Annotated in this window: 23 protein-coding genes; 6 read left to right on the top strand and 17 right to left on the bottom strand. The window is 69.3% G+C overall.

Going from position 1 to position 23,682, the window contains the following annotated elements; all coding sequences use genetic code 11:
* Genes rpsC through rpsJ form a run of 8 tightly spaced genes read right to left on the bottom strand, consistent with a single transcriptional unit; the run spans position 1 to position 4,386 of the window.
* The gene (rpsC, locus tag ABH925_RS16200) at positions 1-840 is read right to left on the bottom strand and encodes a 30S ribosomal protein S3 (protein ID WP_370148477.1); all 840 of its coding nucleotides are present in this window, start codon (positions 838-840) and stop codon (positions 1-3) included.
* Positions 840-1,187: a 50S ribosomal protein L22 gene (gene rplV, locus ABH925_RS16195; protein WP_370148621.1), complete on the bottom strand. Its 348-nt coding sequence runs from the start codon at positions 1,185-1,187 to the stop codon at positions 840-842. The genes rpsC and rplV overlap by 1 nt, the downstream gene beginning before the upstream one ends.
* Positions 1,188-1,233: 46 nt before the next feature.
* A complete protein-coding gene (rpsS, locus tag ABH925_RS16190) occupies positions 1,234-1,515 on the bottom strand; it encodes a 30S ribosomal protein S19 (RefSeq protein WP_030251592.1) in 282 nt (93 codons plus the stop codon).
* A gap of 11 nt (positions 1,516-1,526) precedes the next feature.
* Positions 1,527-2,363, bottom strand: coding sequence for a 50S ribosomal protein L2 (gene rplB / locus ABH925_RS16185; RefSeq protein ID WP_370148476.1), 837 nt, complete (start codon positions 2,361-2,363; stop codon positions 1,527-1,529).
* Positions 2,364-2,405: 42 nt separating this feature from the next.
* Positions 2,406-2,735: a 50S ribosomal protein L23 gene (rplW, locus tag ABH925_RS16180; RefSeq protein WP_123497040.1), complete on the bottom strand. Its 330-nt coding sequence runs from the start codon at positions 2,733-2,735 to the stop codon at positions 2,406-2,408.
* Positions 2,735-3,412, bottom strand: a complete 678-nt coding sequence (gene rplD / locus ABH925_RS16175) for a 50S ribosomal protein L4 (protein ID WP_370148474.1) — start codon at positions 3,410-3,412, stop codon at positions 2,735-2,737. Before rplD ends, rplW begins: the two co-directional genes overlap by 1 nt.
* A 4-nt stretch (positions 3,413-3,416) precedes the next feature.
* Positions 3,417-4,061, bottom strand: coding sequence for a 50S ribosomal protein L3 (gene rplC / locus ABH925_RS16170; RefSeq protein WP_370148471.1), 645 nt, complete (start codon positions 4,059-4,061; stop codon positions 3,417-3,419).
* A gap of 16 nt (positions 4,062-4,077) precedes the next feature.
* Positions 4,078-4,386 carry a 30S ribosomal protein S10 gene (rpsJ, locus tag ABH925_RS16165; RefSeq protein WP_020549238.1) on the bottom strand — a complete coding sequence of 103 codons (309 nt, stop codon included), beginning with the start codon at positions 4,384-4,386 and terminating at the stop codon, positions 4,078-4,080.
* Positions 4,387-4,991: 605 nt separating this feature from the next.
* Between rpsJ and ABH925_RS16160 the strand changes: the two genes are divergently transcribed.
* The 3 genes from ABH925_RS16160 (at position 4,992) to ABH925_RS16150 (ending at position 10,203) form a co-directional block, all read left to right on the top strand.
* On the top strand, positions 4,992-6,860 hold the full coding sequence (locus ABH925_RS16160) for a hypothetical protein (RefSeq protein WP_370148470.1): 1,869 nt from the start codon (positions 4,992-4,994) through the stop codon (positions 6,858-6,860).
* A gap of 129 nt (positions 6,861-6,989) precedes the next feature.
* Positions 6,990-8,612 (top strand): hypothetical protein, encoded by a 1,623-nt coding sequence (locus ABH925_RS16155; RefSeq protein WP_370148468.1) that lies wholly within the window; start codon positions 6,990-6,992, stop codon positions 8,610-8,612.
* A 22-nt stretch (positions 8,613-8,634) separates the two neighbouring features.
* Entirely contained in the window at positions 8,635-10,203 is a 1,569-nt protein-coding gene (locus tag ABH925_RS16150) for a DUF2142 domain-containing protein (protein ID WP_370148465.1), read from the top strand.
* Between the two features lie 98 nt (positions 10,204-10,301).
* On the opposite strand, the gene ABH925_RS16145 is transcribed toward ABH925_RS16150, so the two are convergent.
* From ABH925_RS16145 to rfbB, 7 genes are all read right to left on the bottom strand, one after another.
* Positions 10,302-12,110, bottom strand: a complete 1,809-nt coding sequence (locus ABH925_RS16145; protein ID WP_370148463.1) for a hypothetical protein — start codon at positions 12,108-12,110, stop codon at positions 10,302-10,304.
* Positions 12,111-12,331: 221 nt separating this feature from the next.
* Positions 12,332-13,234, bottom strand: coding sequence for a glycosyltransferase family 2 protein (locus ABH925_RS16140; protein WP_370148461.1), 903 nt, complete (start codon positions 13,232-13,234; stop codon positions 12,332-12,334).
* Between the two features lie 54 nt (positions 13,235-13,288).
* A complete protein-coding gene (locus ABH925_RS16135; protein WP_370148459.1) occupies positions 13,289-13,732 on the bottom strand; it encodes a DUF2304 domain-containing protein in 444 nt (147 codons plus the stop codon).
* On the bottom strand, positions 13,729-14,418 hold the full coding sequence (locus ABH925_RS16130) for a glycosyltransferase family 2 protein (RefSeq protein ID WP_370148457.1): 690 nt from the start codon (positions 14,416-14,418) through the stop codon (positions 13,729-13,731). Before ABH925_RS16130 ends, ABH925_RS16135 begins: the two co-directional genes overlap by 4 nt.
* Before the next feature lie 29 nt (positions 14,419-14,447).
* Positions 14,448-15,758: a lipopolysaccharide biosynthesis protein gene (locus ABH925_RS16125; RefSeq protein WP_370148454.1), complete on the bottom strand. Its 1,311-nt coding sequence runs from the start codon at positions 15,756-15,758 to the stop codon at positions 14,448-14,450.
* Positions 15,755-16,696 (bottom strand): dTDP-4-dehydrorhamnose reductase, encoded by a 942-nt coding sequence (gene rfbD, locus ABH925_RS16120; protein ID WP_370148453.1) that lies wholly within the window; start codon positions 16,694-16,696, stop codon positions 15,755-15,757. Before rfbD ends, ABH925_RS16125 begins: the two co-directional genes overlap by 4 nt.
* Positions 16,693-17,679 (bottom strand): dTDP-glucose 4,6-dehydratase, encoded by a 987-nt coding sequence (gene rfbB / locus ABH925_RS16115; protein ID WP_370148452.1) that lies wholly within the window; start codon positions 17,677-17,679, stop codon positions 16,693-16,695. The genes rfbD and rfbB overlap by 4 nt, the downstream gene beginning before the upstream one ends.
* A gap of 98 nt (positions 17,680-17,777) precedes the next feature.
* On the opposite strand from rfbB, the gene rfbA reads away from it, so the two are divergent.
* The 3 genes from rfbA to ABH925_RS16100 all read left to right on the top strand — a co-directional run bounded on the left by rfbA (position 17,778) and on the right by ABH925_RS16100 (position 19,965).
* Positions 17,778-18,653 carry a glucose-1-phosphate thymidylyltransferase RfbA gene (gene rfbA, locus ABH925_RS16110; RefSeq protein ID WP_370148450.1) on the top strand — a complete coding sequence of 292 codons (876 nt, stop codon included), beginning with the start codon at positions 17,778-17,780 and terminating at the stop codon, positions 18,651-18,653.
* Positions 18,650-19,249 (top strand): dTDP-4-dehydrorhamnose 3,5-epimerase family protein, encoded by a 600-nt coding sequence (locus ABH925_RS16105; protein WP_370148449.1) that lies wholly within the window; start codon positions 18,650-18,652, stop codon positions 19,247-19,249. Before rfbA ends, ABH925_RS16105 begins: the two co-directional genes overlap by 4 nt.
* Before the next feature lie 92 nt (positions 19,250-19,341).
* Positions 19,342-19,965 carry a class I SAM-dependent methyltransferase gene (locus ABH925_RS16100; RefSeq protein WP_370148446.1) on the top strand — a complete coding sequence of 208 codons (624 nt, stop codon included), beginning with the start codon at positions 19,342-19,344 and terminating at the stop codon, positions 19,963-19,965.
* Positions 19,966-20,147: 182 nt separating this feature from the next.
* On the opposite strand, the gene tuf is transcribed toward ABH925_RS16100, so the two are convergent.
* Positions 20,148-21,341, bottom strand: coding sequence for an elongation factor Tu (gene tuf, locus ABH925_RS16095; RefSeq protein WP_370148445.1), 1,194 nt, complete (start codon positions 21,339-21,341; stop codon positions 20,148-20,150).
* A 225-nt stretch (positions 21,342-21,566) separates the two neighbouring features.
* Complete coding sequence (fusA, locus tag ABH925_RS16090) at positions 21,567-23,672, bottom strand: elongation factor G (RefSeq protein ID WP_370148444.1); 2,106 nt, start codon at positions 23,670-23,672, stop codon at positions 21,567-21,569.
* Positions 23,673-23,682: the final 10 nt, after the last annotated feature.

The raw sequence follows: 23,682 nt of genomic DNA, 5'->3' as shown, positions 1-23,682 counted from the left end.
TCAGGCCTCCGTTCCAGTGGTAGGTGCTGCGGCCTCCGCCGCCGGCGCCTCGGTCACCGCGGCCGGAGCCTCGGTGGCGGGACGACGGCCACGGCCACCGCGCTCGCCACCGGCGGGGCGCTCGCCACCGCGACGGGGGCGCTCGGCCGGGCCACCCGCACGGGGCGGACGGTTGCCGGCCTTGGCGGCTGCGTTGTCGGCACGGACCTCGGCGATGTTCTTGACGTCGCCCTTGTAGATCCAGACCTTCACGCCGATGCGACCGAAGGTGGTCTTGGCCTCGAAGAAGCCGTAGTCCACGTTGGCACGCAGGGTGTGCAGGGGCACGCGGCCCTCGCGGTAGAACTCGGAGCGGGACATCTCGGCGCCGCCGAGACGACCGGAGCACTGGATCTTGATGCCCTTGGCGCCCGACTTCATCGTGCCCTGCATGCTCTTACGCATGGCGCGACGGAAGGAGACGCGGGAGGACAGCTGCTCCGCAACACCCTGAGCGACCAGCTGAGCGTCCATCTCGGGGTTCTTGACCTCGAGGATGTTCAGCTGGACCTGCTTGCCGGTCAGCTTCTCGAGGTCGCCGCGGATGCGGTCGGCCTCGGTGCCGCGACGGCCGATGACGATGCCGGGACGCGCGGTGTGGATGTCCACCCGCACGCGGTCACGGGTGCGCTCGATCTCAACCTTCGAGATGCCCGCGCGCTCCATGCCGGACGTCATCATCCGACGGATGGCGACGTCTTCCTTGACGTAGTCCTTGTACAGCTTGTCGGCGTACCAGCGGGACTTGAAGTCCGTGGTGATGCCGAGCCGGAACCCGTTCGGGTTGATCTTCTGGCCCATTACCGGGTCCCTTCCTTCGCAGCAAGAACCACGGTGATGTGGCTCGTCCGCTTACGGATCCGGTACGCGCGGCCCTGGGCCCGCGGACGGAAACGCTTCAGGGTCGGGCCCTCGTCGACGAACGCCTCAGCGACGTACAGCGACTCCACGTTGTTGTGGTTGTAGTTGTGCACGGCGTTGGCAATGGCGCTGTCGAGCACCTTGCCCACCGGCACGCTCGCGGCCTGCGGAGCGAATCGCAGGACCGCCTGGGCCTCCGTGGCATTCATGCCACGGATAAGGTCCACCACGCGGCGGGCCTTCATGGGCGTCACGCGGATGTACCGCGCCTGTGCCCTGGCTTCCATGGTTGTCCCCTTGATGGTGTCTGTCATGGTCTTCGCACCCGCCTCGTCAGCGACGCTTCGACTTGCGGTCGTCCTTGACGTGGCCGCGGAAGGTGCGGGTCGGCGCGAACTCGCCGAGCTTGTGGCCGACCATCGACTCGGTGACGAACACCGGGATGTGCTTGCGGCCGTCGTGCACCGCGAGGGTGTGGCCCAGCATGGCCGGCACGATCATCGAGCGCCGGGACCAGGTCTTGATGACGTTCTGGGTACCAGCTTCGTTCTGGACGTCCACCTTCTTCATGAGGTGGTCGTCGACGAAGGGCCCCTTCTTGAGGCTGCGCGGCATCGAGACTGCTCCTAGCGCTTCTTGTTCGTCTTGCGGCGGCGGACGATGTACTTGTTGGACGCCTTCTTCGGCGAACGAGTACGACCCTCCTTCTGACCCCACGGCGAAACCGGGTGGCGACCACCGGAGGTCTTACCCTCACCACCACCGTGCGGGTGGTCGATCGGGTTCATGGCGACACCACGCACGGTCGGGCGAACGCCCTTCCAGCGCATACGGCCGGCCTTGCCCCAGTTGATGTTCGACTGCTCGGCGTTGCCGACCTCGCCAATCGTGGCGCGGCAGCGGGCGTCGACCAGGCGGACCTCGCCGGAAGGCATGCGGAGGTGGGCGTAGACGCCCTCCTTCGCGAGCAGCTGCACGGAGGAACCCGCGGAACGGGCGATCTTCGCGCCGCCACCGGGCCGCAGCTCGATGGCGTGGATGACCGTACCGACCGGGATGTTGCGCAGCGGCAGGTTGTTGCCCGGCTTGATGTCGGCCGTGGGGCCGTTCTCAACCCGGTCGCCCTGGCCCAGCTTGGCCGGAGCGATGATGTAGCGCTTCTCGCCGTCTGCGTAGTGCAGCAGCGCGATGCGTGCGGTGCGGTTGGGGTCGTACTCGATGTGAGCGACCTTGGCCGGAACGCCGTCCTTGTCGTGACGACGGAAGTCGATGACGCGGTACGCGCGCTTGTGACCGCCACCCTGGTGGCGGACAGTGACGCGACCGGCGTTGTTACGACCGCCCTTGCTGTGCAGCGGGCGGACCAGCGACTTCTCCGGCTCGGACCGCGTGATCTCGACGAAGTCGGCAACGCTGGAGCCACGACGGCCCGGCGTTGTCGGCTTGTACTTGCGGATGCCCATGGCTTCTTCTGTCCTCGTCCGTTTCGGTTATCCGACTCGCCGTCAGGCGGTGGTCGGAGCCCCGAAGATGTCGATGGGCTTGCTGCCCTCTGCCAGCGTCACGATGGCGCGCTTGGTGTCCTTGCGCTTGCCGAAACCGGTCTTGGAGCGCTTGCGCTTGCCAACCCGGTTGATCGTGTTGACGTTGGCGACCTTGACCGCGAAGACCGCCTCGACGGCCTGCTTGATCTGGGTCTTGTTCGAGCCCGGCGCCACGATGAACGTGTACTTGCCCTCATCGAGGAGCGCGTAGCTCTTCTCCGAGATGACCGGCTTGAGCAGCACGTCACGGGGGTCCGTGAACGTCTTGCTGGTGATCGTCGCGTCGCTCATCAGGCGTCGCTCCCTTCGAGCTCGCTCGAAGAGGCAACGGCCTTCGCGGACGCGGCAGGGCCGGTCACGAAGCGCTCGAAGGCGGCCTGGGTGAAGACCACATCGTCGGAGACGAGCACGTCGTAGGTGTTCAGCTGACCGGCGTCCAGGATGTGCACCTCGGGCAGGTTGCGGGCGCTCTTGATCGCCAGCTCGTCGTCGCGCTCGACGACGAGGAGGACGTTCTTGCGCTCGCTGATCTTGCCGATCAGGATGCGGGCAGCCTTGGTGGACGGCGCCTCGGTCGCGGTCACGCCGGTGATGACGTGAATGCGGGAGTTGCGGGCCCGGTCGGTGAGGGCGCCACGCAGAGCGGCGGCCTTCATCTTCTTGGGAGTCCGCTGCGAGTAGTCGCGCGGCTGGGGGCCGTGCACGACGCCACCGCCGGCGAACTGCGGAGCGCGGGTCGAACCCTGACGGGCGCGACCGGTGCCCTTCTGGCGGTAGGGCTTGCGCCCACCACCGCGGACCTCGGCGCGGGTCTTGGTCTTGTGCGTACCCTGGCGGGCCGCGGCCAGCTGGGCGACGACGACCTGGTGGATCAGCGGAATGCTGACCTTCGCGTCGAAGATCTCGGCCGGCAGCTCGACGGTGCCGACGGTCTCACCCGCAGGGGAGAGAACATTGATGGTGCTCATTGCTTCAGGCCCCCTTTGCCGCAGTGCGGACCAGGATGAGGCCGCCGTTCGGACCGGGGATTGCGCCCTTGATGAGCAGCAGGCCCTTCTCCGCGTCAACGGCGTGGATGGTCAGGTTCTGGGTGGTCACACGGACGTGGCCCATGCGACCGGCCATCTTCATGCCCTTGAACACGCGACCCGGGGTGGCGCAGCCACCGATCGAGCCGGGCGAACGGTGCTTGCGCTGCACACCGTGGCCGGCGCCCAGACCGTGGAAGTTGTGGCGCTTCATGACACCCGCGAAGCCCTTGCCCTTGCTGGTGCCGGTCACGTCGACCTTGACACCGGCCTCGAACACCTCAGCGGTGATCTCCTGGCCCAGGGTGTACTCGCCGGCGTCGCTGGTGCGCAGCTCGACGAGGTGGCGACGGGGGGTGACACCGGCCTTGGCGAAGTGGCCCGCGAGGGGCTTGTTCACCTTGCGCGGGTCGATCTCGCCGAAGCCGAACTGCACGGCGTCGTAGCCGGTGCCGTCGGCGGTGTGGACCTGGGTCACGACATTCGGGCCGGCCTTGACGACGGTCACCGGAACGATCCGGTTGTTCTCGTCCCAGACCTGCGTCATGCCGAGCTTCTCGCCCAGGATGCCCTTAATCTGCTTAGCCATCTTCAGCTCCCGCCCTTCAGAGCTTGATCTCGATGTCGACGCCGGCCGGCAGGTCGAGTCGCATCAGAGAGTCAACGGTCTTGGGGGTCGGGTCGAGGATGTCGATCAGACGCTTGTGCGTGCGCATCTCGAAGTGCTCGCGCGAGTCCTTGTACTTGTGCGGCGAGCGGATGACGCAGTACACGTTCTTCTCAGTGGGCAGCGGCACCGGGCCCGCGACCTGCGCACCAGTACGCGTCACCGTCTCGACGATCTTCTTCGCCGAGGAGTCGATGACCTCGTGGTCGTAGGCCTTGAGCCGGATGCGGATCTTCTGTCCCGCCATGGCTACTTCGTAGTCCTTCTGTCGTCGTTTGCTTCTTCGACCGAATCCTCCGGGTGGAGTCTCCGGTGGCGTCTCGTTCGACCCACGCGGTCGGGCGTGTCGCGCTGCCCGCCATAAAAAAGCCTTGGTCGAACTCCTGGGCCCCGAGCGGCCGGAAACACCCGGCCACACTGGGGCGAGACGCCGGATCGAGGCCCTGCCTGCACTTCCCGGAAGATTCCCGTACGTCCGTGCCGCAGCTGCCGCGCTTTGTCACAATCAACTAGGCAACGGCCATCACGGGCACGACGAGTACTGTGGGACTCGCTTCTGGTCCTCCCGACGGGAGGCGCGCAGCATCGGCGCTCAACCGAGCAACTTGGCTAGTGTGCCATACCGGACACACGGGGCGCCAATCGGCGGATCATAGTACGCCCGGTCAGCAGCTGCGGAGCGGGTTACTCCGCCCGGGCGGCGCACGGCATCCATCTCTCACATCACCAAGGACAGACATGCCTCCTGCCCAGCACGGCGGGTCGACGGAAGAGTTCGCTCCACCGGCGCCGGTAGCCGGATCCGCTCCCGCTGGAACCGCCCGGCACCGCCGGCGCCCCGGCTGGCTGTTGTTGTCCCCGCTCCTGCTGCTGCCGCCGATCGCCTCGCTGCTGGGCGCGGACGCCGTCGTGCCGCTGGCGCTGCTGGTCGGCACCGCCGGACTGCTGCGGGCCGGTGACACCCTGTTCGACCGCCTGCTGCTGTCCGCGGCGCTGGTGGCCGGGGCGCTGCCGGCCTTCGGGCTGCTGCTGTCGGTCTGGCCCTGGGGTCTGCAGCCGGTGGCAGTGGGCGAGTTGGGGGTCTGCGTGCTGCTGGCGGCCGGGTACGCGACCGGCCGCGACTTCGCCCTGCCGCGCCGCTTCCCGGCCAGGGACCTGGTACTGACCGTCACGGCCGCGGCCGTGACCTGTTTCTACCTGTGGCCGCTGCTGGGCGCGAATTCGACCGCGCGGCTCTCGACGTACATCACCGCGGAGGACCTGGCCCGGCACTTCGAGCTCTTCGACTCGATACGCCACTTCGGCTCCTTCGCCTTTCTGAACACCGGCCGGAACGCCGACGTGCTGCAGCTGGGCATGGCGGCCTACCCGCAGGGAAGCCACTTCGAGCTGGCCCTGCTCGACCGCTTCCTGAATCCCGGCGCCGGCACACCGGTCACCGAACTGCCGCACTTCCTGATGCTGACCACCCTGACCTGCGCCGGCTTCGTGGTCGCGGTGAGCTGGGCCGCCTGCCGGGTGGCCGGGCCGCGGCTGGGCGGGGCCGTCGCGCTGCCGCTCGCCGTGCTCACCTCGGCCTACCTCTGCCTGGTCGAGGGCACCGCGATGCTGGACGACGGCTTCCTCAGCGAGATGTTCGGCCTCGGGCTCTTCGCCGTGCTGCTGGCGGTCGCGGTGCGCCCGGTCGGGCGGCCCAGGGAGCAACTGCTGCTGCTGTCGGCGCTGCTGGTGGGCATCAGCTTCAGCTACTACCTGTGGGTCCCGGTCAGCGGCGCCGTGGTGCTCGCCTCACTGCTGGTGCACCGGCGCGCGTCGCTCACCGGGCGCAACCCGCTGGCGCTGCTGTGCCTGGGCGGCGTGACCGCCGTGCTGACGGTGGTCCCGGTGGCGGCCAACTGGTCGGTGATGAACTCCAGCGCGGCACTGAACATCCCCGGCGGCATCATCCTCGTCAACCGGCACCTGCTGATCCCCCTGGTGGCCCTGGTCGCGGTGCTGTCGCTGCTGGCGCTGGCGCACGGCGAGCGGGCCGCCCGGGTGACCTGCCTCGCGCTGCTCGCGTCCGGGCTGGCGGCCGCCGCCGTCCTGGCCTACCAGACCCACACCATCGGACACAGCTCCTACTACTACGAGAAGATGCTGCACCAGCTCACGGTGACGGCGCTGGTGGCCACCGGCTCCGCGGCGGTGCTCCGGCCACTCGGCCGCGCGGCCGAGGGCAGCAGGATGTGGGCGCCGCTGCTCTCGCTGGCGGCCTGCGGTTGCGTACTGCTGACGCTCTTCTACAACGCGCAGGCCGACGGCTCGCCCGCGGTCTCGTCCATGGACCGCGCCACGGGCTACCTGTACGGCACCAGCGGCGAGGACGCCGTCGCCAGGACCGCGCTGCGGGAGGCGGGCGCGACCGACAGCGCGCACCGGCCCATCGCCACGCTGATCCTCCTCGACTCGCTGAAGCAGGAGGTCCAGGGCAACTACTACGCGACGCTGTGGGTGAACGTGCTGAACCGCACCTCCGGGACGGCCGGCCAGCTGGCCAGCTGGGGCTTCGTCCCGATCGAGCGGGTCAACACCGTCCCGCACACGCTGCCCGCGCAGCTGGAGACGCTCGACCACCCGCTGCTGGTGGTGACCGACTCCGCGACGGTCCGGCGGGACGCCCTCGCCTACGCGAGCACCCACCCCGACATGGACGTCGAGGTCCACCCGGCCGGCGGCTGACCGACCCCCGGCCGGACCGTACCCCGTTGACGAACTGGGGTAGGGTGACGCGGCGGTTGGGTATGCACAGGCGCCGTGCGGCGCCCCCTCCGCCGAGTCCACACTCCGCGAATCCCCCGGGACGCCCACGTGAGCACGATGACGATGCAGACCGCTCCGGTCACCCCCGGGTCCCTGACGGCCCTGTGGCGCGGCGCGCGCGGCCGCACCTGGAGGCTGACCGCGGCCGAGGCGGTGGTGGCCTTCGCCTCCTGCCTGCTGCTCCCGGCGCTCGCCCGCGGCATGGCGGTGAACCCGATGTCGCGGCTCGGCGCGGTCAGCGGCCTGGCCGCGATCCAGCTGCGGTTCACCCTGCTCGGCATCGTGCTGATCGGCCTGCTGCTGGCGGCCAGGCGGTTCCGGGGCGGCCGGCACTTCGACGTGGCGACCCGGCTGAGCTGCGCCGCGCTGGCCGGCATGGCCAGCGGTTTCGTGGCGGCGGGCGCCGTCGTCTCGTTGCTGGGCACTCCGTGGCCGATGTTCGGGCTGAACGGCGACAGCGGCCGAATCGTCGAGTGGGCGACCACGATCATGCACGGGCAGGCCAACCCGGAGCCGCTGTACCCGCCGGTGCCGCTGTACAGCCTCGCGGTGTTCGCCAAGTACTTCCACGGCGGCAACGCCGGCTACGCGTTCAAGGACCTGGAGATACTCGGCGCGGCGATCACCGGGCCGCTGGCCTACCTGTGCTGGCGGATGATCCTCAGCCCGCTCTGGTCCGTCGTCGTGGGCCTGGTCCCGATGATGGCGCTGATCGACTCCTACAAGCCCTACAGCGCGACCGTGCTGATCCTGCTGCTGCCGGTGCTCGCGGCCTTCCTGCGGGCGTTCCGGCGCTCGGCGACCCGGGACTGGCGTCCGCTGCTGCTCTCCGGAGCGGGCCTCGGCCTGCTGATGGCCCTGCTGCTGCTGACCTACTCCGGCTGGTTCGTCTGGAGCGCCCTGGGGACCTTCGCGGCGGTACTGGCACTGTTCCCCTGGCGCGCCCACGGACGCGCCGGCCGGCTGCGGAGCCTCGCCTTCCTCGGCACCACCACCGCCGTCTTCCTCGCGACGGCCGGCTGGTACGTGGTGGTGCTGCTGCAGAACTCCGGCACCGCCGACACCGACTACGGCTTCGACGCCTACACGGACCCGGCCTTCTTCTCCATGTGGCGGACCGACATGCCGGGGCAGGTGGGCCAGTGGCCGCCACCCGGCGAGATCGGCGGGGTCAGCGTCTTCACCGCGCTGCTCTTCGTCGCGCTCGGCGTGGCCCTGTGGCTGGGGCTGCGGCGCTCCGTGGTGGTGGCCAGCGTCGCCATCTTCACCAGCGCCTGGCTGATGCGGATGTACTTCGCCTCGCAGATGTTCAGCACCGGCCAGGTACAGCTCTGGATCCGCACCGACAACCAGCTGCTCTACTGCGGCCTGGTCTTCGTCGGGCTGGCCGTGTGGCTCGCGGTACGCCGCTGGGGCGCCCGGCTGCCCCGGCGCGGACCCGCCGTGATCGGCGTCTTCTGCGGCCTGCTGATGCTGCTCGGCTCCATGGGCTCGGCGCAGTCGGACCGCTACATGCCGCAGAAGACCAACACCTACCAGATCCTTCCCTGGGTCTCGCAGACCGTGCGCATGGTCAACGGGAAGTGTCCCAAGTACGCGCCGAACGGGCAGTGCTCGAAAGACGGCGACCAGTCCTGGCTCAACATGATCTACACCCGGCCCACGGGCTGAACCGAAGGGGTACTGGTACAAGATGTCCTCGCTACTCGGCGCCATCGGGCTGAGGGCAACCGCGAGTCGCCGTCGCGTCTGGCTCGCCGGTTTCGCCCTCTTCTTCGCTCTGATGGCGTGCTGGAGCTTCGCCTCGCCGATGACCGCGGCACCGGACGAGCCCGCTCACATCACCCGCGCCGCCTCGGTCGTCCGGGGCGAGTTCAACGGCCCGGACGTGCGCTCCGAGACGACGGTCGCGGGGATCCCCCGCGAGGAGATCGTCACCGGCATCCGGCTGCCCGAACGCTACCTGTCGCTGAACGCCATGCACGACTGCTACTCCGACCGGTCGTGGATCCCCGCAGGCTGCGCCTCCTCGTTCCACGGCGGCAGCCAGCTGACCGACATGACCACCGCGGCGGGCCGCTACAACCCGCTGTACTACCTCGCCGTCGGCTGGCCCACGCTGTTCCTCAACGGCCTCGACGGCCTCTACGCGATGCGCCTGCTCACCGCGGCGATCTGCGCCGCGCTGCTGGCGAGCGCGGTCGTCACCGCCAGCGAGTGGCGCCGCCCGGGGGCGGCGGTGCTGGGAGTCTGCGGCGCGGCCACTCCGATGGTGCTGTTCCTCGGCGGGGTGGTCAATCCCAACTCGGTCGAGTGCTCCGCCGGGATTCTCGCCTGGGCCTCGCTGCTCTCGGTCTTCATGGCTCCCGACCCCCTGCTGCTGAAGCACCGGCTGGCCAGGGCCGGCATCGCCTCGGCGACGCTGTTCTGCATCCGCCCGCTGGGCCTGGCCTGGGTCGCCGCCGCGCTGGCCTGCGCGCTGCTGGTCGCCGAACGCGGAACCCTCCGGGCGGTGCTCCGCCGCCGGGCCCTGTGGTTCTGGTCCGCGATCGCCGGTGCGGCGCTGCTCGGCGGCGAGGTGTGGAACATGACGCACCCGGACAACTCGTCCACCGGCGGAAAGATGATGACCGCGGGCCAGGTCGCCAAATGGACCTTCAACCTCACGCCGCGCTTCATCGTCCACATGGTCGGCGATTTCGGCTGGCTCGACGCGCCCTCCCCCGAGGTGACCATGCTGCTCTGGCCCGGCGTGATCGTCGGCCTGGTGCTGCTGGCCTGGGCCTGCGGCCGGTGGCGTGAAGGCCTGGCGATGCTGGGGATCGCGATCGGGATCTTCCTGGTGCCCATGCTCGCCGGCGCGGCCGAGGCCCAGCTCGGCCCGATCTGGCAGGGGCGCTATCTGCTGCCCTTCGCCGCGGGACTGCCGATCCTCGCGGCCTTCACCATCGCCAGGTACGACCCGCTGGCCACCGCGGTCCTCGGCCGGCTGGTGGGCGTGTCGATCGTGGTGCTCGCCTTCGCCGACCTGATGGCGTTCTTCTGGGCGCTGCGCCGCTACCTGGTCGGCAGCCACGGGTCGCTGATCCCGCTGCACGCCCACTGGCAGCCGCCGGGCACCTGGGTGCTCTGGGTCTGTGCCTACGGGCTGCTGCTCGGCTGCCAGGCACTGCTGGTGATGGCGTTCGTGCCGACGCGGTCCGGCGGGGTCGCACGACAGGACGGACTGCAGACCAGCACACCGCAGCCGGTCGCCGGCTGACCCGTACGAACGAAGCACGCGGAGCGGGCCCCGCTGCTACGACGAACGCCCCCCGGGTGACCCGGGGGGCGTTGGTCGTAGCCGGCTTCCTCGCCTGCCTACTTCTTCTTCGGGATGGCGGTCGCGGCCTTCATCGAGTGGCCGCAGGTGTCCCACCACTCGCCGGTGGTGATGCCCGAGCAGTACAGCAACGGGTTGGGCGCCACCCGCGGCGGCGGGGTGGTGATCCACGGCTTGGTGCACGTGTGCCCGGGCGCGAACCGGGAGCAGGTGCCCTCCCAGGTCTGCTTGGTCTGCGAACGCCAGGCGTCGACGCCCATGTTCTGCGCGCTGGACAGGCTGGGGTCGACCGGCATGTAGCGGTTCACCGACCAGGAGGCGCCCATGGTCCCGAACAGGGCGGTCACGCAGACCGCCGCGGCGGCGAGCCGGCGGCCGAGGGTGCGGGGAACGCGCAGCGGGCTGCCCTCGGGACGGTCCTGCCCCAGGTGCTCCAGCAGCCGCAGCACGGCCCGTCCGGTCAGCATGATCCCCAGGACCCCGAGGATGATCAGGCAGTACATGATCAGCCAGGTGGTCCGCGGGTACAGCTGCACGCTCTGGGTCTGCGCCATGTGCGCCGCGAACCAGAACCGCATCAGCCAGGCGCTGACCAGCACCGTCAGGGTCGCCCGTACCAGCAGCAGCCGCAGGCCCAGGGCGACGGCGAGGGCCACCGCGAACAGCAGCAGCAGGGTGAAGGCGCTCTGCCCCGCCAGGCTGCCGTCGGTGTTGGCGATCCAGGTCCCCGCGCCCATCACGCCGGGCCGGTCGGTGTGCCAGCCCATGACGTACGCCGGATCCATGTAGACGTCGTAGTAGGCGAAGCGGTCCGGGGTGCTGGCACCCTCCCGCAGCACGTTCCAGACCAGCGGTGCGGCGACGACCACCGCGGCGAGCGCGGTGACGCCTATGTAGGTGCCCACCCGGACCAGCGCCTGCTTGCCGGCGCGCCAGGGGATCAGGAAGCCGGTCAGCACGACCAGGCCCGGCAGGGACCAGAGGAACCAGCCGGAGTACCAGAGGAAGAGCAGGCCGAAGGCCACGCCGATCAGCCCGGCCCGGGTCAGCGCGGCCCTGGTCGTCCACTGCGGAAGCCGACCGATGCCGCGCAGGAAGATGATCGCCAGCGGCAGCAGCACGAACATGACCTGATGGCTGTACGGCCGGATCGGGTCCAGGAACACCACCACCGCGGTGGCGGAGATGACCAGCGCCCAGACCGGGCTGAGCAGCTTGCGCCAGACCACGTAGGTGACCGGACCCGCGAGCGCGGAGCAGAGCAGCTGCAGGTCCTTCATCGCATAGCCGACGTGCCCGTTGCGGAACAGGTCGGCCCAGCCGGCCACCGCCGCCGGGAAGCCCGGCGGGTAGATGTTGGGCAGGTGGCCGCGCATGATCTCCAGGGCCATGCCCTGGACGCCGCCCGGGTCCCCGGACTGGGCGCCGAGCGCCCACGGGGTGCCGTTGAGCATGATGGCGACGCCACCGGCGATCATCCCGCTGGCCAGGCCCGCCAGCGCGGCGCACGCCAGCCGGCGCACCAGGGCGAAGCGGTGCAGCGGGCCGCGGAAGGCGGTGGCGGTCAGCACGCCCAGAATCGGCAGACCGACGAACGCCGCCTTGAGCTGGAGCTCGGCGAGACCGCTCACCTGTCCGATCCGGATCATGGGGTTCACCCGGACGGTGAGGTAGATCCAGAGCAGGAAGCCGAGGGCGACCGTGAAGCTCGCGGCGATCTCCAGCGCGGCCGGAGCCCATCCGGGAAGGGGCCTGCCGCCGATCGCCGACGACGCCCGGCCACGCGGCGCCGCCTTCGGCGGCGTCCCCTCCGGGCGGTCCGTCCGCCCCGGGCTCAGGGTCTCCATAACGACTTCTCTCTGCTGGGGAGGGCGTGCACGACCTCCGGCCATCGAACGGGGCAGGTGTCCTGCTGCCGTGAACGGCCGGGCCTGCCGCTCGGGTAACTTAGCAACAGCCTGCAGGAGGATCCGTGACCGGTCCGGCAGAGCCCCCTTGTGTGCCTAACCTGTGATCTCCAGGCCGCGACGGCCGCGAGCCCGTCCCCGCACTCCCCCGTGAACTCCCGTCAGCCGGTGGACGAACCGGAGCTGAAGGCGTGGGAGGCGAGGGTGCGGACGCCGTCGACCCCGCCCCGGCGCAGTGCGCCCGGCAGCATGGTCAGGGCGTGCAGCCGGGAGGCGCTGTGGAAGCGGGCCGCACGGGCCGCCTTGGGCCAGCCCTGGGCGTCCAGGCGCTCGGCGACCTCGTGGAAGTAGCGCTCGGCCTCGGTGAAGCGGGTGCCGCTGAAGGCCTGCACCGAGGACTCGCTGATCGCGTGCCGGCGGTACTGGAAGACCACCTCGGTGTCGACGACCATCTGCTCGCCGGCCTGCAGCAGGTCGATGACCAGGGCGAGGTCCTGGATCACGGACAGCCCGTCGCGGAAGTTGACCGGCTTGACCGCGTCCGAGCGCCAGCAGATGGAGGGGAAGTAGAGCCAGTTGCCGCGCAGCACGCTGGCCGCCAGCTCCTCACCGCCCATCACCCGGCTGCCGTCGACCGAGGGTGCGTAGAGGCGCTTCTTGACCTTGTCGGCCAGACCGTCGACGACCAGGCCGGTGCCGTCGATCACCTCGACCCCGGGCTGGACCATGCCGATGCCCGGGTGCCGTTCCAGCAACGACCGCACGGTCGCCAGGTAGTGCGGATGCAGCAGGTCGTCGCAGCCCATGATGACCGCGCGCTCCAGCTCCAGCAGATCCACGCACTTCTGGAAGTTGCGGGTGATCCCCAGGTTCTCCGGGTTGCGCTGGTAGCGCACCCGGTCGTCACCGAGAGCGGCGAACCACTCCGGCACGCCCGGCTCCCGGCCGTCGTCGATGACGGTGAGCCGCCAGTCGGGATCGCTCTGGGCGAGGACGCTGCGCACCGCCCCCTGCATCAGGGCGACATCCCCGTAGTAGGGCAACATGATGTCGAACAGGGGCATGGGAATGTCTCGCCTCGTGGGTGCTTCAGCCGACGGTGTTCAGGACGCCAATAGTCAGGACGACGAGGACGCGGTGCTCCGTACCTCGGCCTGCGGGTCGAGGCTTTCGGTGACGAGATGCCCGCCGCTCAGCTGACCGCTGCTCAGGCGCTCGCTGTTGAGCAGCATCGCGTCGCGCAGCGCGACCGCCCGGGCCAGGTCGGTGACCTGCTTCTCCAGCGAGCGGAACCGCATGTAGGTGTTCAGCGCGTAGAAGGAGACCGCCACCACCAGCAGGTACAGCACCAGGTCGGTGCCACGGCCGACGCCGAGGTGGTGGGCCACCCAGGTGACGTCGTCCGGGCGCAGCACCGCGTACACGTTGGCGACCACGAAGACGAAGAAGGCGATCCGCTTCCAGGCGCGGGTGTGCGCCGTGTGCCACCGCCAGATGAACAGGAACAGCATCGACCCGGCGCCCAGGAGCAGGATCAGCTGGATCAGCAGGGTGCCCTTCATCGGCGCCCACGCTCCCTCAGAGAGATGTCGAAGAGGATGTTGACGCCGTTGAGCAGCGACTGGCCCTTGGCCCGCGAGTAGTCCGTGTAGAGGATGTCCACCGGGACCTCGGTGACGCGCAGGTCGGAGTGGGCCAGCAGACCGACGATCTCCGAGGCGTGCGCCATGCCGTTCATGGTGATCCGGAGCTGCGAGGCCGCCTTGCGGTTGAGCGAGCGCAGTCCGTTGTGCGAGTCGGTGAGCTTCAGCCGGCGGGCCGTGGGGCTGACCGCGGCCGCGGTGCGCAGCACCACCCGCTTCAGCATCGGCACCTGCTCGGTCTGTTCGATGAAGCGGGAGCCGAGGACCACGTCCGCGGCGTCCGAACGCAGCAGCGCGACCATGGTCTCGGCGTCCGGGGTCTGGTGCTGGCCGTCCGCGTCGAAGGTGACGAAGAACTCCGCCCCGGGCTGGGCCAGGGCGTAGGCGAGACCGGTCTGCAGCGCCGCGCCCTGGCCGAGGTTCACCGGGTGCTGGACCAGGTGTGCGCCGGTGCCGAGGATCCGCTCCGCCGAGTCGTCGGAACTGCCGTCGTTCACGCAGACGATGTTGGGGAAGACCTTGAGTGCCTGCTCGACCACGTCGGCGATGACCTGTCCCTCGTTGTAGACAGGGATCACCAGCCATGTGTCGTGGTAATCGTTCACTGCGTCTCCGAGGTGAGGGAATGGCCGGGTCATGCGTTCTCCAGCGCCGAAGCTGCCGCTTTTCCGTAGTTCGTCGGACCGGAGGCCGGCTGGGCGACGCCTCGGACCAGGGCGAGCAGCATGCAGAGAGCAGTCACCAGTGAACCAGTGGCATAGGCTACCTCGACTCTCGTGGCAACCGGACCCGGGGCCACCGTGACCGCGACCAGAACCGCGGTCCCCAGCAGCCAGCCGATCATCTGCCAGCGGTGCCGGCCCAGCGCCATCAGCGCCTGGCCCAGCACCATCGCCAGCATGTAGCACATGGTCCCGGCCGAGAACCAGAAGAAGTCCATCGGCCCGAGGATGTCCTTGGCGCCGAGGAAGACCGAGATCAGCCAGGAGCCGCCGAACACCGCGGGGACCGCGCCGAGCAGGCCCAGACCGCCGATCACCGCGCAGGTCTGCAGCAGCATCCGGCGGAACCCGGCCCGGTCCCCCGCCGTGGCGGAGGTCGACAGGCCGGTCATCAGGGTCGGCTGCAGCGAGCCGAACACGAACAGCGGGATCCGGCACAGCACACCGGCGCTGAGCAGCGCGAAGGTGAGGCTCTTGTCCACCGTGACCAGCGCGGTGGTGATCACGGCGGCGTTGACGATCACCTGCGCCAGCACCGAGCCGCAGATCATCATCGTCATGTTCTGGAACAGCTCGCGCCAGGGCATCGGCGGGCCGGGACGGCAGCCGCGCAGCGTGGTCCGCAGCGTCGCCAGCATCGCCACCAGCGGGGCGGCGGCCAGCACCAGCGCGTAGTCCAGTGCGGAGTGGCTGCCGGCCAGGAACAGCGCACCGGCCAGCACGATGCGCAGCAGCCCGTCCAGGCCCAGCGAGACGCCGTAGGCGTCGAAGAGGCCCAGGCCGGCCAGGATGCCCCTGGTCAGGTAGACCAGCGCCATGCCCGCCAGCGATGCCGCGAAGGCCCAGACCAGTGCGCGGTCCCGGCCGAAGAAGGTGTCCGCGAGCGGACCCGCGGCCAGGGCCAGTGCCAGGCCGATCAGCGCCAGCAGCCCCACCGTCAGCGCTGCGGCCCGGCGCAGTACCGGTGCGACGCCCTCGCCCCGCACCACGCGGGCCGCGACCACCCGGGTGAGTTCCTGCTCGATCGGGAAGAACAGCCCGAGGCTCAGCGTCATCACCAGCGACCAGAGCTCGGAGACCGCCTGCTGGGGATCGCCGCTGAGGGCGTGGCCGGCGACCGAGATCTGGATGTACGACGCCGCACCCAGGATCATCGTGCCGCCGATGACCAGGTGGGTGCCCGGCGGGATGACCCTCAGCAGCTTCGCCAGCGGGTTGGTCATCCGGGGCTCTGTGGACTGTGTGCGGCCCGGGCCAGTGCCGCGAAGGCGGGACGGCGCAGGGCCTCGTCGAGGCTCTCCCGCCAGTGCGGCAGGGGTTTCAGTCCGGCCGCCGCCCAGCGGTCGTGACCCAGCACGCTGTACCCGGGCCTGGGCGCCGGGCGGACGAAGGCGGTGGAGTCGGTGGGCCGGATCCGCTCGGGATCCAGACCGGCCAGCTCGTAGCTGGCCCTGGCCAGACCGAACCAGGTGGTGCTGCCGGAGGCGGTGCCGTGGTAGACCCCGGCCGGCGCGGTGCCGGCGAGGGCCGCCAGGCCCAGCTCGCGCAGCTGCTGGGCGAGAGCGTAGGACCAGGTCGGCTGCCCGTGCTGGTCCTCGACGACGTCCAGGGTGTCGCGCTGGGCGGCCAGCTTCAGCATGGTGGCGACGAAGTTGGCGCCGTGCTCGCCGTAGAGCCAGGCGGTCCGCACGGTGTAGCCGTGCTCGGGGAGCAGTTCGGCCACGGCCCGCTCGCCGGCCAGCTTGCTCCGGCCGTAGGCGTTGATCGGGTCGGTCGGCGCGTCCTCGCGGTACGGGAGGGTCCCGTCGCCGTGGAAGACGTAGTCGGTGGAGAGGTGCAGCAGGCGCGAGCCGGTGCCGGCGCAGGCGGCCGCGAGGTTGCGGACCCCGGTGCCGTTGACGGCCGTGGCGGCGGGCTCCGCCGTCTCGGCGCCGTCCACGTCGGTCCAGGCCGCCGCGTTCACCACGACGTCGCATCCGGCGACCGCCGCGCTCACCGCGGCCGGGTCGGTGATGTCGAGCTCGGCCCGGGTCCGCTGCTCCACCCGGATCGCGGGGTCGGCGATCGCGGGGTCGGCGGAGAGCACCTCGACGAGGTCCCGGCCGAGCATCCCGCCCGCGCCGACCACGAGCCAGCGGCTCGGCTGCTGCGGCGTGCTCACTGGGCCAGCGCCGCCTTCTGCTTCAGCGGCTCCCACCAGTCCCGGTTGTCCCGGTACCAGGCGATGGTGGCGGCCAGACCGTCCTCGAAGCGGACCTGCGGGGCGTAGCCCAGCTCCTCGCTGATCTTGCTGATGTCCAGGGAGTAGCGCAGGTCGTGGCCCTTGCGGTCCTCGACCGGGACCACCATGTCCCAGCCGGCCCCGGCCGCGTCCAGCAGCAGGCCGGTGAGCTCCTTGTTGGTGATCTCGGTGCCGCCGCCGATGTTGTAGACCTCGCCGGCCCGGCCCTTCCGCAGCGCCAGCTCGATGCCGCGGCAGTGGTCGGAGACGTGCAGCCAGTCGCGGATGTTGCCACCGGTGCCGTAGAGCGGCACCTTCTGCCCGTCCAGCAGGTTGGTGGTGAACAGCGGGATGACCTTCTCGGGGAACTGGTAGTGCCCGTAGTTGTTGGAGCAGCGGGTGACCACCACGTCCATGCCGTGGGTGCGGTGGTAGGCCAGCGCCAGCAGGTCGGAGCCGGCCTTGGAGGCGGAGTACGGGGAGTTGGGCTGCAGCGGCCACTCCTCGGTCCAGGAGCCCTCGCTGATGGACCCGTAGACCTCGTCCGTGGACACGTGGACGAAGCGGCCCACGCCGTGCTTGCGGGCGGCGTCCAGCAGTACCTGGGTGCCCAGCACGTTGGTGGTGACGAAGGGGCCGGCCCCGGCGATGGACCGGTCGACGTGGGACTCGGCGGCGAAGTGCACCACCGCGTCCTGCCCGGCCATGACCTGGTCGACCACCTCCGGGTCGCAGATGTCGCCACGCACGAAGGCGTAGCCGGGGTGGTCTGCGACCGCGGCGAGGTTGGCCTCGACGCCGGAGTAGGTCAGCTTGTCCAGCACCGTGACCCGCAGGTCCGGCTCGACGCGGGACGACGACAGCAGTTGACGAACGAACTCGGAGCCGATGAACCCGGCGCCACCGGTGACAAGGATGCGCATAGTGCCCGCCACTATACGGGCCCGCTCCGGCGCTGACCCAGCAGGGTTAGCCGGGCCCAGGGAGCGCCGCCCCTCCGCAGGGACCTAGAGTTACGCCCATGCGTGGCATCCTCCTGGCGGGCGGCACCGGCTCGCGACTCTGGCCCCTCACCCGAGCCGTGTCCAAACAGCTCATGCCGGTCTTCGACAAACCAATGATCTACTACCCCCTCACCACTCTGATAATGGCGGGGATCAACGAGATCCTCATCATCACCACACCGCAGGACCAGGACCAGTTCCAGCGCCTGCTCGGCGACGGTTCGCAGTGGGGCCTGCGGCTCCAGTACGCGGTCCAGGAGCGCCCCGAGGGGATCGCCCAGGCCTTCGTGCTGGGCGCCGACTTCATCGGCGACGAGTCCGTGGCGCTGGTGCTCGGCGACAACATCTTCCACGGCAGCGGCCTGGGCACGCGGCTGGCCGAGAACGACGGCCTGGTCGGCGGCCGGGTGTTCGCCTACCCGGTGGCGGACCCGAGCGCGCTGGGTGTGGTGGAGTTCGCCCCCGACGGCACGGTGCTCTCCATCGAGGAGAAGCCGGCCAAGCCCAAGTCCCGTTTCGCCGTCCCCGGCCTCTACTTCTACGACAACCGCGTGGTCGGCATCGCCCGCGACCTGAAGCCCAGCGCCCGGGGCGAGCTGGAGATCACCGCCGTCAACGAGGTCTACCTGAAGCAGGGTGAACTTCGGGTGACAGTTCTGGACCGGGGAACCGCCTGGCTGGACACTGGCACCTTCGAGTCGCTGGTGCAGGCCTCCGAGTACGTCCGGGTCCTCGAACAACGCCAGGGCCTCAAGGTCGGTTGTGTCGAGGAGGTCGCCTGGCGGGTGGGCCTGATCACCGACGAGCAGCTCCGGGAACTGGCCCAACCGCTGCTGAAGAGCGGGTACGGGACGTATCTGCTCGGCCTGCTGAGCGAGAAGGAAGACGCATGAAGATCCGGCCGCTGAGCATCGAGGGCGCCTGGGAGATCACCCCGCAGCAGCACGGCGACCCGCGCGGAATGTTCATGGAGTGGTACCGCTTCGATCATCTCGCCGACGCCGTGGGGCACCCGCTCCGGCTGGCCCAGGCCAACATGTCGGTCTCGGCCGCCGACGTGGTCCGCGGGATCCACTTCGCCGACGTGCCGCCCGGGCAGGCGAAGTACGTCAGCTGCATCCGCGGCGCGGTGCTGGACGTGATCGTCGACATCCGGGTGGGCTCCCCGAGCTTCGGCACCTGGGAGGCCGTCCGGCTGGACGACGTGGACCGCCGCGCGGTCTACATCTCCGAGGGCCTCGGTCACGGCTTCTGCGCGCTCAGCGACGACGCCACGCTGAGCTACCTGGTCTCGGAGACCTTCAACCCGACCGGTGAGCACGGGATCCACCCGCTGGACCCGGACCTGGCCATCGCCTGGCCGACCGACGCCCCGCAGCTCTCCGCACGGGACGCCGCCGCCCCCTCGCTGGCCTCGGCCCTCGAATCAGGGCTGCTGCCGCGCTACCAGGAGTGCCGTTCGTTCGTCGAGGGCCTGCGCACCCGCTGAAAAAACGGAACAGGAACCCCCTCCCCTGTGCGCGTCTATGTGCATACTCTCTCACCAGCTATGCGTGAGAGCCCTTATTCCGGGAGTTCGGTATGACGTCGCCCGACGCGATCCAGCAAGAACCTTCGACCGCAGACGAGTCGTACACCGACCGCCTGCTGAGCCTGGAGAGCTCCGGACTGCGCCGCCTGATCCCTGCCCAGGCGCCGTACCGCGCACACCTGCGCCGGCTCAAGCTCGGCCGGATGCTCGACATCGGCTGCGGCCTCGGACGGAATCTGCTGCACAACCGGGGCATCGGCGTCGGGGTGGACCACAACGCCCACTCGGTCGCCACGGCCCGGTCACGGGGGCTCACCGCGTACACGCCCGAGGAGTTCGCCGCCAGCGCGGACGCGGTGCCGGGGTCCTTCGACTCGCTGCTGATCTCGCATGTGCTGGAGCACATCGACAAGGCCGGCACCGAGTCGCTGCTGCAGGACTACCTGCGTTATGTCCGCCCCGGCGGACGGGTGGTCATGATCACCCCGCAGGAGGCGGGTTTCGCGAGCGACGCCACCCACATCCGCTGGGTCGACTTCGACGTGCTGCGGGCGATCGCGGCCGACGCGGGCATCGACGTGCGCAGGACGTACTCGTTCCCGCTGCCGCGGCTGGCCGGGAAGCTGTTCCGCTACAACGAGTTCGTCTGCGTGAGCGCCAAGCCCGAGGCGTAGCCGGGGCAGGGCAGGCAGGACCGCGACAGCCCCCTGGGGGAGCGCCGACGGCGCATCCCAGGGGGCTGTCGTGTGTGTCCGGGCGCATATGTCCGGGCGGAACGCGCAGGGGGCCCCGCGGCATCACATGATGCCGCGGGGCCCCCTGGTGCGCTGCTGGTGCAGGCAGGTCAGAGCATCAATTACTTGATGATCTTGGTGACCTGGCCGGCGCCGACGGTGCGGCCACCCTCACGGATGGCGAACTTCAGGCCCTCCTCCATGGCGATCGGCTGGATCAGCGCGACCGTCATGGCGGTGTTGTCACCGGGCATGACCATCTCGGTGCCCTCGGGGAGGGTCACGACGCCGGTCACGTCCGTGGTGCGGAAGTAGAACTGCGGGCGGTAGTTGTTGAAGAAGGGGGTGTGACGGCCACCCTCGTCCTTCGACAGGATGTAGGCCTGGGCCTCGAAGTCGGTGTGCGGCGTGACCGAACCCGGCTTGATGATGACCTGGCCGCGCTCGACGTCCTCGCGCTTGATGCCACGGAGCAGCAGACCGACGTTCTCACCGGCCTGGCCCTCGTCGAGCAGCTTGCGGAACATCTCGATGCCGGTGACCGTGGTGGTGGTCTTGGTCTCCTTGATGCCGATGATGTCGACAGTCTCGTTGACCTTGAGCACGCCACGCTCGATGCGGCCGGTGACGACGGTGCCACGACCGGTGATCGTGAAGACGTCCTCGATCGGCATCAGGAACGGCAGGTCGACCTCGCGGGCCGGGGTGGGGATGGCCTCGTCCACAGCGGCCATCAGGCCGAGCAGCTTGTCGCCCCACTCCTTGTCGCCCTCAAGCGCCTTGAGCGCCGAGACGCGCACGACGGGAAGGTCGTCGCCCGGGAACTCGTACTCGGAGAGCAGCTCGCGGACCTCGAGCTCGACGAGCTCCAGGATCTCCTCGTCGTCCACCATGTCAGCCTTGTTCAGGGCGACGACGATGTAGGGGACGCCGACCTGGCGGGCCAGGAGGACGTGCTCCTTGGTCTGCGGCATCGGGCCGTCGGTGGCGGCCACGACCAGGATCGCGCCGTCCATCTGGGCGGCACCGGTGATCATGTTCTTGATGTAGTCCGCGTGACCGGGGCAGTCGACGTGGGCGTAGTGACGCGCCTCGGTCTGGTACTCGACGTGCGCGATGGAGATGGTGATACCGCGCTGACGCTCTTCCGGCGCCTTGTCGATCTGGTCGAAGGCCGAGGCCTCGTTCAGGGTCGGGTAGGCGTCGTGCAGCACCTTGGTGATCGCCGCGGTAAGGGTCGTCTTACCGTGGTCGATGTGACCGATGGTGCCGATGTTGACGTGGGGCTTCGTCCGCTCGAACTTCGCCTTCGCCACTGGGGTCCTCCTGAGGACTGGTTCTGTACGCCGTACGACGTCAGGTGGTCTGGATTCGCGCCGGTCCCGGCAGCTGGGCTGCGCGCGGTGCCGGCCCTGGGGTGGGGGCCGGAGGGGGCCCGGAGACGTCGCTGTTCGCGACGCCCCCGGGACTCCTCCTACAGCCTAAGGGGTGATAGATCCCGGAATGTCCGGGCACCTCACGGCGCCGGACGGACTCCGTGACTACTCGCCCTTGGCCTTAGCGATGATCTCTTCCGCCACGTTCCGGGGAACCTCGGCGTACGAGTCGAACTGCATCGAGTAGCTGGCGCGGCCCGACGTCTTGCTGCGCAGGTCGCCGACGTAGCCGAACATCTCGGACAGCGGGACGAGAGCCTTGACGACCCGGGCGCCGCTGCGCTCCTCCATGGCCTGGATCTGGCCACGACGGGAGTTGATGTCGCCGATGACATCGCCCATGTAGTCCTCGGGCGTGGTGACCTCGACGGCCATCATCGGCTCAAGCAGCACGGGGGACGCCTTGCGGGCACCCTCCTTGAACGCCATCGAGCCGGCGATCTTGAACGCGAGCTCCGAGGAGTCGACGTCGTGCGACGCACCGTCCAGCAGGATCACGCGGACGCCCTGGAGCGGGTAACCGGCGAGCACGCCGAACTCCATGGCCTCCTGCGCACCGGCGTCGACCGAGGGGATGTACTCCTTCGGCACGCGGCCACCGGTGACCTTGTTGACGAACTCGTAGCCCTCGGCGGTCTCCAGCGGCTCGATCGCGATCTGGATCTTCGCGAACTGGCCGGAACCACCGGTCTGCTTCTTGTGCGTGTAGTCGATGCGCTCGACGGCCTTGCGGATCGTCTCGCGGTAGGCGACCTGCGGCTTGCCGACGTTGGCCTCGACCCGGAACTCACGCTTCATACGGTCGACCAGCACCTCAAGGTGCAGCTCGCCCATACCCGCGATGATGGTCTGGCCGGTCTCCTCGTCGGTGTTGACCTGGAAGGACGGGTCCTCCTCGGCCAGCCGCTGGATCGCGACGCCCAGACGCTCCTGGTCGCCCTTCGACTTCGGCTCGATCGCGACGCGGATGACCGGGGCCGGGAAGTCCATGGACTCCAGGATGACCGGGTTCTTGTCGTCGCTGAGGGTCTCACCGGTGGTGGTCTGCTTCAGACCCATGACGGCGACGATGTCGCCGGCGCCCACCGAGTCGATCTCCTCACGCTTGTTGGCGTGCATGCGGTAGATCTTGCCGATGCGCTCCTTGCGGCCCTTCACCGAGTTGAGGACGGCGGTGCCGGCCTCAAGACGCCCGGAGTAGATCCGGATGAAGGTGAGCTTGCCCAGGTGCGGGTCGGACATGATCTTGAACGCCAGCGCCGACAGCGGCTCGTCGTCCGAGGCCTTGCGGAAGATCTCCACCGACTCGTCACCGGGCTTGTGGCCCATGACGCCCTCGACGTCGATCGGGGAAGGCAGGTACTTCACGACCGCGTCGAGCAGGGGCTGGACGCCCTTGTTCTTGAACGCGGTGCCACAGAACACCGGGGTGAAGTTACCGGCGATGGTGCCGCGGCGAATACCCGCGATCAACTGCTCCTCGGTGGGCTCCTCGCCCTCCAGGAACAGCTCCATCAGCTCGTCGTCGCCCTCGGCGGCGGTCTCGATGAGCTTCGCCCGCCACTCCTCGGCGATCTCGGCGTGCGAGGCCGGGATGTCGACGGTGTCGTACATCTCGCCCTTGGCGGCCTCGGCCGACCAGAGCAGGGCCTTCATCTTCACCAGGTCGATGACACCGAGGAAGTCGGCCTCGGCGCCAACGGGCAGCTGCATGACCAGCGGGGTCGCACCCAGACGGTCGATGATCGAGTCGACGCAGCGGAAGAACTCCGCGCCGACGCGGTCCAGCTTGTTGACGAAGCAGATACGCGGGACGTTGTAGCGGTCAGCCTGACGCCACACCGTCTCGGACTGGGGCTCGACACCGGCAACACCGTCGAACACCGTGACGGCACCGTCGAGCACGCGCAGCGAGCGCTCCACCTCGACGGTGAAGTCGACGTGACCCGGGGTGTCGATGATGTTGATGGTGTTGTCCACATCATCAACGGTCCAGTGGCAGGTCGTCGCGGCAGACGTGATGGTGATGCCGCGCTCCTGCTCCTGCTCCATCCAGTCCATGGTGGCTGCGCCATCATGGACCTCACCGATCTTGTACGAGACACCGGTGTAGAACAGGATCCGCTCGGTGGTGGTCGTCTTGCCCGCGTCGATGTGCGCCATGATCCCGATGTTGCGGACCCTGGCAAGGTCAAGGGAGGTTGCAGCCATGGTGGCTCGT

The organism is Streptacidiphilus sp. EB129 (assembly GCF_041262645.1).
Taxonomy (GTDB): Bacteria; Actinomycetota; Actinomycetes; order Streptomycetales; family Streptomycetaceae; genus Streptacidiphilus.
The sequence above is the reverse complement of the archived record's forward strand: the minus strand, read 5'-3'. Positions and strand labels throughout refer to the sequence as shown.